Source organism: Curtobacterium sp. HSID17257 (assembly GCF_003989515.1).
Taxonomy (GTDB): Bacteria; Actinomycetota; Actinomycetes; order Actinomycetales; family Microbacteriaceae; genus Curtobacterium.
In genome coordinates, this window is the sequence record NZ_RBLU01000118.1 from 1 (window position 1) to 9,293 (window position 9,293).

At 73.4% G+C, this 9,293-nt stretch carries 11 protein-coding genes; 5 read left to right on the top strand and 6 right to left on the bottom strand.

What is annotated here, in order from left to right; translation table 11 throughout:
* The first annotated feature begins 117 nt into the window (after window positions 1–117).
* The 3 genes from D8M35_RS13900 to D8M35_RS13910 are packed head-to-tail and all read left to right on the top strand — an operon-like array spanning window position 118 to window position 2,860.
* Window positions 118–921: an ABC transporter permease subunit gene (locus D8M35_RS13900; RefSeq protein ID WP_126892395.1), complete on the top strand. Its 804-nt coding sequence runs from the start codon at window positions 118–120 to the stop codon at window positions 919–921.
* Window positions 918–1,793 carry an ABC transporter permease gene (locus D8M35_RS13905; protein WP_238638243.1) on the top strand — a complete coding sequence of 292 codons (876 nt, stop codon included), beginning with the start codon at window positions 918–920 and terminating at the stop codon, window positions 1,791–1,793. Before D8M35_RS13900 ends, D8M35_RS13905 begins: the two co-directional genes overlap by 4 nt.
* Complete coding sequence (locus tag D8M35_RS13910; protein WP_126892387.1) at window positions 1,790–2,860, top strand: ABC transporter ATP-binding protein; 1,071 nt, start codon at window positions 1,790–1,792, stop codon at window positions 2,858–2,860. The genes D8M35_RS13905 and D8M35_RS13910 overlap by 4 nt, the downstream gene beginning before the upstream one ends.
* Before the next feature lie 160 nt (window positions 2,861–3,020).
* On the opposite strand, the gene D8M35_RS13915 is transcribed toward D8M35_RS13910, so the two are convergent.
* On the bottom strand, window positions 3,021–3,500 hold the full coding sequence (locus D8M35_RS13915) for an NUDIX domain-containing protein (protein ID WP_126892388.1): 480 nt from the start codon (window positions 3,498–3,500) through the stop codon (window positions 3,021–3,023).
* A gap of 58 nt (window positions 3,501–3,558) precedes the next feature.
* Here D8M35_RS13915 and nagB point away from each other — a divergent pair, with 58 nt between their 5' ends.
* Window positions 3,559–4,344, top strand: coding sequence for a glucosamine-6-phosphate deaminase (gene nagB, locus D8M35_RS13920; protein WP_126892389.1), 786 nt, complete (start codon window positions 3,559–3,561; stop codon window positions 4,342–4,344).
* Window positions 4,345–4,438: 94 nt separating this feature from the next.
* On the opposite strand, the gene D8M35_RS13925 is transcribed toward nagB, so the two are convergent.
* Window positions 4,439–5,608: a MalY/PatB family protein gene (locus tag D8M35_RS13925; RefSeq protein ID WP_126892390.1), complete on the bottom strand. Its 1,170-nt coding sequence runs from the start codon at window positions 5,606–5,608 to the stop codon at window positions 4,439–4,441.
* Window positions 5,609–6,055: 447 nt separating this feature from the next.
* On the opposite strand from D8M35_RS13925, the gene D8M35_RS13930 reads away from it, so the two are divergent.
* Entirely contained in the window at window positions 6,056–6,286 is a 231-nt protein-coding gene (locus D8M35_RS13930) for a hypothetical protein (protein WP_126892391.1), read from the top strand.
* Here D8M35_RS13930 and D8M35_RS13935 read toward each other — a convergent pair whose 3' ends face one another.
* From D8M35_RS13935 to purU, 4 genes are read right to left on the bottom strand one after another with little or no spacing between them, the layout of a single operon-like run.
* Window positions 6,287–6,688 (bottom strand): VOC family protein, encoded by a 402-nt coding sequence (locus tag D8M35_RS13935; protein WP_126892392.1) that lies wholly within the window; start codon window positions 6,686–6,688, stop codon window positions 6,287–6,289.
* Window positions 6,689–6,719: 31 nt separating this feature from the next.
* Window positions 6,720–7,952, bottom strand: a complete 1,233-nt coding sequence (nagA, locus tag D8M35_RS13940; RefSeq protein WP_238638244.1) for an N-acetylglucosamine-6-phosphate deacetylase — start codon at window positions 7,950–7,952, stop codon at window positions 6,720–6,722.
* Entirely contained in the window at window positions 7,949–8,362 is a 414-nt protein-coding gene (locus D8M35_RS13945; RefSeq protein ID WP_126892393.1) for a YrdB family protein, read from the bottom strand. Before D8M35_RS13945 ends, nagA begins: the two co-directional genes overlap by 4 nt.
* A gap of 7 nt (window positions 8,363–8,369) precedes the next feature.
* Window positions 8,370–9,230 (bottom strand): formyltetrahydrofolate deformylase, encoded by an 861-nt coding sequence (gene purU, locus D8M35_RS13950; RefSeq protein WP_126892394.1) that lies wholly within the window; start codon window positions 9,228–9,230, stop codon window positions 8,370–8,372.
* Window positions 9,231–9,293: the final 63 nt, after the last annotated feature.

Sequence of the window (9,293 nt, forward strand, 5' to 3'; positions counted from 1 at the left end):
ACCAGCGCGGCGGCGGCCCCCGTCGAGCCGACCGGCGCCGATGCGACCACCCGTGGCGCCGGGACCCGATCCCGGCGCCGCCCGGGCCTCGCCTGGCTCGGCCTCACCCCGTTCGCCGTGTACGTCCTGCTGTTCCTCGCCGTCCCCACCGTGATCGCGGTGGGGAGCGGCTTCACGACCGGCGACGGGGCCTTCACCCTCGCGAACCTCGCAGCGTTCCGCGACCCGTCCGTCCTCCGCGCCTTCGGCGGCTCGTTCGGCCTGTCGGCGGTCTCGGCCGTGATCGGCGCGGTCGTCGGCGCCCTGGTGTGCTGGGCGCTCTCCGCGCTCCGTCCCGACGGGCTCGTGCGCTCGATGATCGACTCGGCCGCGAGCGTGCTCGCCCAGTTCGGCGGCGTGATGCTCGCCTTCGCGTTCATCGCCACGATCGGCGCGCAGGGACTCGTCACCACCTGGCTGGTGTCGACCTCCGGCCTCGACCTCAACGCCGACGGTGCCTTCCTGTACACCGTGCCCGGCCTCGTCATCCCCTACGTCTACTTCCAGGTGCCGCTCATGGTCCTCACGTTCATGCCCGCCCTCGAGGGGGTCCGCTCCCAGTGGGGCGAGGCCGCCGCGACCCTCGGCGCCTCGCGCGCGACGTACTGGCGGCGCATCGCCCTGCCCGTGCTCGCGCCGGCGTTCTGGGGCTCGCTGCTCCTGCTCTTCGCGAACGCGTTCTCGTCGTTCGCGACCGCGGCAGCACTCATCTCGCAGGGCGGCATCGTCCCGCTGACGATCCGCGCCCAGCTCACGAGCGAGACGATCATCGGACTGCAGAACGTCGCCGGGGTGCTCGCACTCGGCATGGTCGTGGTCATGGCGGTCGTGATGGGCGCCTACTCGCTGCTCCAGCGTCGCGCCGCGAGGTGGCAGCGGTGACCGCCGTGTCGTCGGTCCGCCCCGTGGCGACCGCACCCCGGACTGGAGGCTCCACCCGCCCCGGCCGCTTCGGCGTCGCCCCGTCGCGGGTCACCGCCGTCGTCGTGCTCACCCTGGTCGGACTCGTCTTCGCCGTGCCGCTGGTCGCCCTGGCCCAGTTCACCTTCCGGCAGGGCACCGACGGCGGTCTCACCCTCGACCACTACGCGGCGATCGTCGACCCCGCGAACACCGCGACGTACCAGCCGGTGTTCGACGGCCTCGCGGCGTCCCTGCTCATCGCGGTCATCACCGTCGCGATCGTGCTGTTCGTGCTGCTGCCCGCTCAGATCGTCACCGCGCTCCGCTACACCCGCCTGCGCCGTGTGCTCGAGTTCGTCTGCCTGGTGCCGATCACCGTGCCCGTGGTGGTGCTCGTCGTCGGCTTCATCCCGGTCTACCAGGTGGTGGCGCAGGTCCTCGGTTCGGGCGCGTGGACCCTCGCCCCCGCGATCGGCATCGTGTCGCTGCCGTTCGCGTTCCGTCCGATCGCCGCGGCGCTGACCTCGGTCGACGTCACGGTGCTGTCCGAGGCCGCCCGCTCGCTCGGCGCCTCGTGGTGGACCGTGACGTGGCGGATCCTGCTGCCGAACCTCCGTCGCGGCATCACGGCCGCGTGCTTCCTGACCATCACCGTCGTCCTCGGCGAGTACACCCTCGCCTCGTTCCTCTCGCGCACCACGTTCCAGACCGCGCTCGTGCTCGTGCAGCAGACCGACCCGTACGTCGCCGCGGTCTTCTCGCTCGCCGCACTGCTGTTCGGCTTCGTGCTGCTCGTCGTCATCGGCCGGGTCGGCGCGGGCCGCCGGCGCACCCCGAAGGAGTCCGCATGACCGTCACCGCCCCTGCCGCCCCGGCGTCGCTGTCCACCGAGGGGGCGACCGTCGAGCTCGAGGCCGTCGAGAAGCACTACGGCTCCCACCGTGCGCTCGCCGGCCTGTCGCTCCGCATCGAGCCCGGCGAGTTCGTCTCGCTGCTCGGGCCGTCCGGCTGCGGCAAGACCACGGCGCTCCGAGCGCTCGCCGGGCTCGAGGCGATCGACTCCGGCTCGATCCGCATCGACGGGGCGGACGTCGCCGCCGTGCCGGTCGAGCGGCGCGACATCGGCATGGTGTTCCAGCAGTACTCGCTGTTCCCGCACATGACGGTGCGGCAGAACGTGTCGTTCGGCCTCGAGATGCGGAAGGTCGCCGCCGCAGCCCGCCGCGAGCGGGTCATCGAGGCGCTCGACATGGTGCACCTCGCCGACTTCGCCGACCGGTTCCCGCACCAGCTCTCCGGCGGACAGCAGCAGCGCGTCGCCCTCGCCCGCGCGCTCGTGACCCGGCCGCGCGTGCTCCTCCTCGACGAGCCGCTGTCCGCGCTCGACGCGAAGGTGCGGGTGTCCCTGCGCGACGAGATCCGCCGCATCCAGAGCGACCTCGGCATCACGACCGTGTTCGTCACCCACGACCAGGAGGAAGCGCTCGCCGTCTCCGACCGCATCGCGGTGATGAACGCCGGCGGCATCGAGCAGGTCGGGACCCCCGAGGAGCTCTACCGCCACCCGGTCTCGGCGTTCACGGCGGACTTCGTGGGGCAGTCGAACCGCCTGCGAGGGGACCTGCGCGGCGGCGACGTCTTCGTCTACGGCTTCCGCGTCCCGGCGCTCGCGGGGGACACCGCGGACGGCCCGGTGCTCGCCTACGTCCGCCCCGAGGACGTCGCGTTCGCCGCGGAGGGTGTCACCGGCACCGTCGTCGCGTCGAGCTTCCTCGGCTCGATCCGCCGCACGACGGTCCGGCTCGACGACGACACGGTCGTGACCGTGCAGCACGAGGTCGGTGACCGCCGCGCCGCCGGTGACGCCGTGGCCGTGCGGCTGCTCGGCGCCCCGGTCGCGGTCGCCCCGCTCGCCTAGCGGGCCGGGCGTCTCCGAGACTCGGGCTACGCGACGGATCGCGGGCCGCACGGCGTGAGAACCGTCGCTCACCCCGAGACTCGGCCCGGGCCACGGACGCGAGCGGTTCCGGACGGGAGGCGCGGGGCGGGCCCGCCCCGCGCCTCCCGACCGGTGGTGGTCAGCGCTCGAAGCGCGCGGCCGGCTCGTCGGACAGGCCCGCCTCGACCCGGGCGAGCATGTCCGCGGACATCTCCGGCAGGGCATCGAGCCGGGCCCAGAACGCCTCGGTGTTCTCGCCGTCGGCTGGCGCCGGCGTGCCGGACACGTACCGGCAGGCGAACACGAGGTCGAGGTACTGCGCGCGGTCACCGTTCGGGTAGGTCATCTCCGGCAGGACGTGCACCCAGTTCAGGCGCTCGGCGACCGCGACGACGTCGGCCTCCTCGAGCACCTCGCGCTCGGCGGCGACCGCGGGCTCCTCGCCCGGGTCGACGATGCCCGTCACCGGCGTCAGCGCGCCGTTGTCCGCGCGCCGGACGACGAGCAGCTCGCGGTCGGGACCCTCGCCGCGCGTGACGACGGCGGTGATGCCCGTCATCCAGAGCGGGTCGTTCCCGACCTTCTCGCGCAGGGACAGGACGAAGTCAGGGGTCGGCATGCCTCCACGCTACCGATCGCCCCTGTCGCCCACTGGTCATGACCAGTAGGGTGACGGCGTGGAGATCATCATCCTGCCGACGCCGGCCGAGGTCGGTCGCGTCGCCGCCGCCAAGATCGCCTCGGTCGTCGCCGAGAAGCCGTCCGCCGTCGTGGGCCTCGCCACCGGGTCGAGCCCGCAGGGCATCTACGCCGACCTGCGCCGCCGGGTCGAGGTGGGCGAGGTGTCCTTCGCCGCCGCACGCGGGTTCGCCCTCGACGAGTACGTCGGCATCCCGCTCGAGCACCCGGAGTCGTACGCGTCGGTCATCGCCCGCGACGTGGTCGAGCCGCTCGGGTTCGACCCCGCGCGCGTGCGGGTGCCGGACGGCCGCGCGACGGACCTGGCGTTCGCGGCCAAGGAGTACGACGCCGCGATCCGGGCCGCCGGCGGGGTCGACGTGCAGATCCTCGGCATCGGGGCGAACGGGCACATCGGGTTCAACGAGCCGACGTCGTCGTTCGCGTCCCGGACGCGCATCAAGACCCTGGCGCCGTCCACGCGCGAGGCCAACGCCCGCTTCTTCGACTCCCTCGACGACGTGCCGACGCACTGCATGACGCAGGGTCTCGGCACGATCCTCGAGGCGCGCGAGCTCGTACTCGTGGCGCAGGGCTCCGCCAAGGCCGACGCCGTCGCCGCCGCGGTCGAGGGGCCGCTGTCGTCGTTCGTGCCCGGCTCGGCGCTGCAACTGCACGAGCACGCGACCGTCGTGGTGGACGAGGAGGCGGCCGCCGGGCTGCGCCTGGCCGACTACTACCGGTACACGTACGCGCACAAGCCGGAGTGGCAGCGCTTCGAGTGACCTGCCGGGGGGTCCTCGCCTAACGCAACGTCGGCGGGAGCGCGCAGCGGTACAGCGCTGCGGGCGGTCGCCCTCGTTGCGTCCCGCGGAGGGGTCAGCGAGCGGAGGCCAGGCGGGCCAACCCCTCGCGCAGGGTCTCCTCGGAGCACCCGAAGTTGAGCCGGGCGTGGCCGATGCCCGGCCGGCCGAAGTCGCGACCGTTCGTCAGCGCGACCTTCGCCCGGTCGACCAGCTGCAGGGCCGGGTCGTCGCCCCACGGCAGGGCGCGCAGGTCGAGCCAGGCCAGGTAGGACGCCTGCGGCTGCCGGTACCCCGCGCCGGGCAGGGCGCTGCCGAGCTCCTCGGCGAGGACACGACGGTTGCCGGCCAGCTCGGCGAGCAGCGACGCGAGCCAGGGCTCCCCGTCCCGGAAGGCGGCGACGCTCGCGGTGTACCCGAGGATCCCGGTGCGTTCGACGACCTCGACGGGCAGCCCGTCGAACCAGCCGCGTGCCCGCTCGGACGCCCCGACCATGAGCGCGCACTTCGTCCCGGCCAGGTTCCACGCCTTGCTCGCGCTCGTCAGGGCGACGCCGTGCTCGATCGCCTCGGGTCCGCAGATGAGGAACGGGGTGAACACCGCGTCCGCGTGCACGAGCGGCGCGTGGATCTCGTCGGAGACGACGACCGCGTCCCACGCCGCGGCGAGCCGGGCGAGTGCCACGAGGTCCTCGCGGGCGTGCACGAGGCCGAGGGGGTTGTGCGGGTTGCAGAGCAGCACGGTCCGAGCGCCGTCGGCGAACGCGCGCTCGATCCCGGCGAGGTCCATCCGCCAGCCGGCCGTCGTGCCGAACGGGTCGGGCTCGCCGTCCGGGGCCAGCAGTGGGACCTCGGTGACGGCTCCGCCGGCCTCGCGGACGTACTCCCAGAACGGCGGGTAGACGGGCGGCATGAGGACGACCTGGTCACCGGGGTCGATGATCCGGCGGAGCACCTCGACCGCCGCGACCGACACGTCGGTGGTGGTCCGGACGAGGTCCGGGTCGACGTCCCATCCCCACCGGCGGTCGGCGAAGTCGGCGAAGACCTCGGGGAGCACCCGGGTGTGGCCGACGTACCCGGTGTCCCCGTTCCGGACCGCGCGCTCGAGTGCCTCGCGCACGGGCTCGGCGGGGACGGAGTCCATCTCGGCGACGAACATCGGCAGGACCTCGGGCGGGTACGCCGTGTACTTCTCGCTCGTGCGGGTGCGCTGCGCATCGAACACGCTCACCATGACGCTCATGCGGCCATCCTGGCAGCGGCGGTCGCGGACGTCACCCCGAGGCGATGCCGAGCAGCGCTCCCGGCGACGACCGACCCTTGCTGCCGTCCGCCCTCGACGGCCGGGGACCGTGGCCGGATCGTGACCGCCCGCTCGTGGTCCGTCGGCGACCATGGAGGCATGCGGCGGGGACGACGGGAGTGGCCACTGCATCGGCCGTGCTGGTGCTCGTGACGACCGGGTGCGCCGGCATCGGCCCGACGGCGTGCACGGCGATCGGCTGGAGCAACACCGTCGCGGTCGAGGTCCCGGGCTCGGCGGACCCGGCGTCCGGCGTCGCGGGCGTCGTCGTCTGCCAGGGCGCGGACTGCACGCCCGGGGGAACCCTCGCCGCCGGTGCCCCCGACCGCTCCCGGGGACGCCACACCCGGCGGACCACCGGTCGGCATCCCGTCCTCGGACGCGTCCGTGCCGACGGACGACGCGGCTCGCTCCCCGGTGTTCCCGACGCCCACACCGGACGGCGACGTCTGGTCCGTGCCGACGACGGGGACCGACGAGCGCGGCCGCGTCGCGGTGATCGGCGCGGACGACCGGGTGCTCGTCGAACGGGACGTCCGCTTCACGTGGGTCTGGCACGGCGGGAGCGAGCAGTGCGGCGGCCCGTCGACGGCGCAGGTCGTGGTGCGCCTGCCCTGATCAGGCGCCGGCTGTGTCGGGGCGCATCCAGAACGGCGACCAGTGGTACCCGTCCGGGTCGTCGAACTGCCGCTGGTACATGAACGGGTACTCGTCGGTGTCACCGATCCGGCCACCGGCAGCACGGGCCCGTTCGACCAGCTCGTCGACGGCCTCGCGACTGTCGAGGTCGAAGGAGAGCGTGACCTTCGACGGCGTGTCCGGGCCGCCGATCAGGTCCTCGGTCCCGCCGACGCTCGCGTAGGCCTCGCGGCTGCTGAGCATCAGGTACTGGTCGGGGCCGAACACGATGCACGAGACGTCGTCCCGCGACATCCGCGGGTCGACCGTCCATCCGAGGGCCGTGTAGAACGCGGTGGCGCGCTCGACGCTCGCGACCGGGCAGGAGACGAAGAGGCTCACGGGATGATGGTCCCGCCGCGCGCCGCCTCGGTCAAGACCCGGCGGGCACCAGCTCCCGACCGGCTCCCCACACCCGCTGCACCTCGAGTGCGGGGGAGAGCGCCACGAGGTCCGCTGCGTACCCGGGCGCGATCCGCCCCAGGCGGTCCCCGAGCCCCAGCGCCGCGGCCGGAGTGCTCGTCAGGGCCGCGACCGCCTCGGGCAGCGTGGCCCCGGCGGACGACACGGCGAGCCGCAGCGCTGCGTCCTGCGTCAGCGTCGAGCCCGCGATCGTGTCCGTCCCGGCGACCCGTGCGACGCCGTCCACGACGTCCACCGACAGTGACCCGAGCGCGTAGGAGCCGTCCGGCGAACCCGCTGCTGCCATCGCGTCGGTGATGAGCGCGACGCGCCCCGGCGCCGCACGGAGCAGCACGCGGGCGACGGCGGGGTGCACGTGCACGCCGTCGAGGATGAGCTCGAGGGTCACGCGGTCGTCCTCGAGTGCCGCGGCGATCGGGCCCGGCGCCCGGTGGTGCAGCCCCGGCATCGCGTTGCACGCGTGGGTGAGCAGGGTGGCTCCGGCGTCGAAGGCCGCTCGGGCCTGGTCGTACGAGCAGACGGTGTGGCCCACGGCGACCGTGACCCCGGCGTCGACGAAGCGGCGGACCGCATCGAGCGCTCCCGGCAGCTCGGGTGCGATCGTGACCTGCCGCAGGACCCCCGCACCCGCCTCGAGCAGGGCGTCCACGGCGGCCGGCGACGGATCGACCAGGTGTGCGGCGTTGTGTGCGCCCTTGTTGTCGGGGGAGAGGAACGGGCCCTCGAGGTGTGCGCCGAGCACGAGCGGGTCGACTGCGGCGACGGTGCGGATCCGGTCGAGCGACGCGGCGAGCGACGGCAGCGGGTTCGCGACGAGCGACAGGACCGAGCGGGTCGTGCCGTGCGCCCGGTGGACCGCGAGGGCGGCGTCGAAGGTGTCGTCCTCGTAGGCCGCGCCGCCACCACCGTGCCCGTGCAGGTCGACGAAGCCGGGCGTCAGGACGGCGTCACCGAGGTCGACGACCTCGGCGGACGAGGCGGCTGTCGGCAGGTCGGCGCCGGCGCCGACCGCCTCGATCACGTCACCGGCGAGCAGGACCCAGCCGTCGTCGACCGAGCCGGTCACGTCGACCAGGCGACCGGAACGGACCAGCGTGCGCCGCGCCTCCCGGCCGGAGCCGGAGCCGGAACCGGAGACGGAACCGGAGCCGGAGCCGGACACCGACGCGGCCCCGCTGCTCACGCCGTCTCCCGCCGGAACGCGACCACCCCGGAGAGCGCCGCGACCAGCACGAAGACCAACCCGAACACCGGGTGCCCGAGCGACACCCAGGCACCACCCGCGGCGATGACCAGTGCGGTCTCGACGACCACCTTGCCCACCACGTCTGTGTCGATCGGCGACCGCGGCGAGCGGAAGAGGAACCAGACGACCGCGGCGAACAGCGGCGCCCCGACCATGAACAGCGCGCCCGGGAACGGGAACGGCCATGCGAGGTAGCCCCAGTACGCCAGCGACAGCAGCCCGAACGCGCACACCAGCACGCGCAGCACCACCCAGGCGGAGACGGACGCCCGGGGGCGCGCGGGTGCCGGGTCGGTGGGCGGTGGGACCTTGCCCCAGTCGACGGGGCTCTGCGGTGCGTTCGTCATGCGGTGCCTACTTGAAGATGATGGTGCGGGCGCCGTCGAGCAGGACGCGGTCCTCCGCGATCCAGCGCACCGCCTGCGTCAGGGTGCGGGACTCCTCGTCCTGGCCGATCGAGACCAGCTCGGCGGGTTCCTTCGTGTGGTCGACGCGGACGACGTTCTGCTCGATGATCGGCCCCTCGTCGAGGTCGCTCGTCACGAAGTGGGCCGTCGCACCGATGAGCTTCACGCCGCGGGCGTGCGCCTGCCGGTACGGGTTGGCGCCCTTGAACCCGGGCAGGAACGAGTGGTGGATGTTGACCGCGCGGCCCTCGAGCGCGGCGCACAGCTCCGGCGACAGGATCTGCATGTAGCGCGCGAGGACGACGAGCTCGATGTCGTGCTCCTCGACGGCCTCGAGGATCCGCTGCTCCATCGCCTGCTTCGAGGTGGGGTCGGAGACCGGTCGGTGCTCGAACGGCACCGAGTAGAACGACGCGAGGCCGGACAGGTCGGCGTGGTTCGACAGGACGAGCGGGACCTCGATCGGCAGCTGCCCGCCGCGCTGCCGGTACAGCAGGTCGTTCAGGCAGTGCCCGGCCTTCGACACGAGCACCAGGGTGCGCATCGGACGGCCGACCACGTCGAGCTGGACACGCATGTCGTAGCGCTGGACGACGGGCGCGAGGGCCTGCTCGAAGGCCTCGCGGTCGACCGGCGCCAGGACCTGCAGTCGCATGAAGAACGAGTTCGTGTCGGCGCTCGAGAACTGCTGCGACTCGGTGATGTTGCCGTTGGCCGCCACGACGGCTCCGGACACGGCGTGCACGATCCCGGGCTGGTCGTCGCAGACGAGCGTGAGGGTCCAGTGCGTGGGGTTCGGGTCGGTCACGGAGATCAGGGTACCGGGGTGCTCCGGCGGTCCGCCGCTCCGGTGCTCCGCCGTTCCGGCGTT